We start from the raw sequence: 2722 nt of genomic DNA on the forward strand, positions 1-2722 counted from the left end.
CGCCCCCCCGAGTTCGAGGTCCCGCGGCCACCCGCGGATCCCCGCCCCGGCGCCCGCGGCACCGCGCCCGGGGGAGACGGCCCCGGGACGGCCCCCCCCGGGCCCCGGCCGCGGAACCACCGCCCCCGGCCGATCGTCGTAGCTCCGTACGGAACCGATCACGACGGGGGAGTGGCATGCGCGGCTGGCTCAAGCTGACCATCGGCCTGGCGGTCCTGATCGGCCTGCTGGTGGGCGCCGACCGGCTCGCCCTCGGGGTGGCCCAGGACCAGGCGGCCGACCGGCTGGCGACCGGCGGGCACATGGCCGAGCGGCCCAAGGTGTCCATCGCCGGGTTCCCCTTCCTCACCCAGGTGCTCGCCGGGGAGTTCGACGACGTCCGCCTCTCGGGCGGTGGCATGACCGTCGGCGACGGCAAGCAGCAGGTGGCGCTGCGCTCGTTCGCCGCCACCCTGTCCGGCGTCCGGGCCGCCGACGACTACCACAGCGCCACGGTGCGCAGCGGCACCGGCGAGGGCCTGATCAGCTACGCCGACGCCGCCCGGCTGGTGCCCGGCGCCGACCGGCTGGAACTCTCCTACGGCGGGCCCGGCAAGGTGAAGGCCTCCGTCCTGGGCATTCCGATAGGCCAGGGCGACGTGCACAGCTCGGGCAACACCATCACCGCCGACGGCTTCAGGCTCGCCGGTGCCGCGGCCCTGCTGAACGGCCGGGTGGGCGGCCTGCTGGGCCCGCGCAGTTTCACTCTGACCGAACTGCCGGCCGGGCTGAGCCTGGTCGGCGTGGCGCCCGAGCAGGACGGCCTGCGCCTGGCGTTCAAGGGCGCCGACTTCCGGGTCGCCGGCTGACCCTGCGCGGCCGCGCCGTCCCTCCTGCACCTCCGGCCCCACCTCGGCCGGCTCCGGCCCGCGCCGTGCCCGTTCCCGGCGTGCCCCGATCGGGGCGGCCGCACCCCGGGCTGTCCCGATCTGCGAGACGCCCTGTCCACGACGGCTGCCGCAGACCCGCCCGGCACCCCGCCCGGGGCGCCGCCGCGCCGCCGTCCGAGGCCCGGGACTGCGCAGGAAATCGGCAAATCTCAGCATTCGGCCTTTTGGGTCTCATTATTTGACACGCTAATGACAGCGGGCGTGCGGTGTCCCTAGCATCGTCGGCATGAAGCGACAGGCGGATCTCACGAAGCGGCGGGCGGTAGACCTGTGCCGCGTGTCCACCTGCCTGTGTCGAATGCGCTGACCGGGCAGTACTGACGGCCCTCCGGCCCGCCCGACCCCGCACGCCGGCCCTTCTCGGCCCGCTCTCCGAGCCGACGGCCACCCGGCCCCCCGAACCGAAAGCCCGACCGGGCGGTGGATTCCACCGATCCGAGGGTGTCCGCCATGTGGACACCCGATCGGACGCACCCGTTCGAGCGCCCCCGCAGCCTTCCGCAAGACCGCCCCCGGATGGAGACATCACCATGAGCCGCAGCGACGTCCTGGTCGACGCCGACTGGGTCCAGGCCCGCCTGGACGACCCGAAGGTCGTCATCGTCGAGGTCGACGAGGACACCACCGCCTACGAGAAGAACCACATCCGCAACGCCGTCCGGATCGACTGGAAGAAGGACCTCCAGGACCCGGTCCGCCGCGACTTCATCGACCAGGCCGGCTTCGAGGCGCTGCTCAGCGCCAAGGGCATCGCCAACGACGACACCGTGGTGCTCTACGGCGGCAACAACAACTGGTTCGCCTCGTACGCCTACTGGTACTTCAAGCTGTACGGCCACGGCGACGTCCGCCTGCTGGACGGCGGCCGCAAGAAGTGGGAGCTCGACTCCCGCGAGCTCGTCGCCGCCGTCCCCGAGCGCGCCGCGACCCAGTACGCGGCGCAGGCCGCGGACAGCTCGATCCGCGCCTTCCGCGACGACGTGCTCGCCGCCATCGGCAGCCTGAACCTGGTCGACGTCCGCTCGCCCGACGAGTTCTCCGGCAAGCTCCTCGCCCCGGCGCACCTCCCGCAGGAGCAGTCGCAGCGCCCGGGCCACGTCCCGTCCGCGAAGAACATCCCGTGGGCCAAGAACGCCAACGACGACGGCACCTTCAAGAGCGACGACGAGCTGCGCGCGCTCTACCAGGAGGAGGGCGTGGACCTGGCCAAGGACACCATCGCCTACTGCCGCATCGGCGAGCGCTCCGCGCTCACCTGGTTCGTGCTGCACGAGCTCCTCGAGCAGCCGAACGTGAAGAACTACGACGGCTCCTGGACCGAGTACGGCAGCCTCGTCGGCGTGCCGATCGAGCTCGGCAACTGAGCCACCGGCTCGAACCGTAGGAAGGGAAGACACGACATGTGCGGTGCGAAGGCCGGCGGCCCGGACCTGGCAGGAGTTGATGTGGCGAACGAGACGATCATCCAGGGTTCGGTGACCCGCGACAACGAGCCGGTCAACGGCTACGTGCGGCTCCTCGACGAGAACGGCGAGTTCACCGCCGAGGTGCCCACCTCGGCGACCGGACAGTTCCGCTTCTTCGCCCGTCCGGGCAAGTGGACGCTGCGGGCGCTCGTCCCCGGCGCCACGATCGACCGCCAGGTGGTCGCCTCCCAGGGCGAGTTCACCGAGGTCGCGATCGCGGTCTGACCGGGATCGACCCGCCGGGGGGGGGCCGACGGCCCCGGGAGGGGCCCCGGGGGCGAAAGGGGGTGGGGGGTCTCCACAGACCGGCGCGCGAGACAGACAGTG

General features: G+C 72.4%; 4 protein-coding genes. All 4 read left to right on the forward strand.

The features are described 5' to 3' along the window. The first annotated feature begins 176 nt into the window (after positions 1–176). Entirely contained in the window at positions 177–848 is a 672-nt protein-coding gene (locus ACFV0G_RS26775) for a DUF2993 domain-containing protein (protein WP_380553060.1), read from the forward strand. Between the two features lie 307 nt (positions 849–1155). After that, positions 1156–1236 (forward strand): putative leader peptide, encoded by an 81-nt coding sequence (locus ACFV0G_RS26780; RefSeq protein WP_350637490.1) that lies wholly within the window; start codon positions 1156–1158, stop codon positions 1234–1236. Positions 1237–1459: 223 nt separating this feature from the next. Further along, positions 1460–2293: a sulfurtransferase gene (locus ACFV0G_RS26785; protein WP_380553063.1), complete on the forward strand. Its 834-nt coding sequence runs from the start codon at positions 1460–1462 to the stop codon at positions 2291–2293. A 36-nt stretch (positions 2294–2329) separates the two neighbouring features. After that, complete coding sequence (locus ACFV0G_RS26790) at positions 2330–2620, forward strand: DUF1416 domain-containing protein (protein ID WP_380553066.1); 291 nt, start codon at positions 2330–2332, stop codon at positions 2618–2620. Positions 2621–2722 lie beyond the last annotated feature (102 nt).

It is taken from the genome of Kitasatospora sp. NPDC059571, assembly GCF_042735675.1.
Classification (GTDB): domain Bacteria; phylum Actinomycetota; class Actinomycetes; order Streptomycetales; family Streptomycetaceae; genus Kitasatospora.